We start from the raw sequence: 391 nt of genomic DNA on the forward strand, positions 1-391 counted from the left end.
GTTTGACCTGGTCGATGATTTTGGTGATGAGGATGTACCAGCTACCCATGGACATGATGACCATGATGATGAGTGTGCCTTTGGCAACGAAGTCACCTGTTTTCCAGAGGGCGTCCAGACCGTATGGATTTTCTACGACTTCTTTGGCTGCTGCAGGTGCAGCAGGAGCGCCAGCGTCAGCAACTGGCGCTGCTGGTGCGGAGGCGGCTTCAGCAGCAGGAGCGGAGGCAGAAGCAGACGCTGGAGCTTGAGCAGAGGCAGGTACGACGGCAACGGCGGCTGTCAAAGCCAGGAGTGTTGCAGCCAGGAATGCGGAGAAACGGGTTTTCATTGAGGTGCTTCCTTTTAACAAAATAAGGTTGGTATTGCTTACTGCTGTTTTTATGTACGA

1 pseudogene is annotated in these 391 nt (G+C 53.5%); it reads right to left on the minus strand.

Going from position 1 to position 391, the window contains the following annotated elements:
* Positions 1–331, minus strand: a pseudogene (locus ACO0LF_RS31550) (MotA/TolQ/ExbB proton channel family protein); the annotation flags it as partial.
* Between the last annotated feature and the right edge of the window lie 60 nt (positions 332–391).

This window comes from Undibacterium sp. Di27W (assembly GCF_049340345.1).
Taxonomy (GTDB): Bacteria; Pseudomonadota; Gammaproteobacteria; order Burkholderiales; family Burkholderiaceae_D; genus Undibacterium.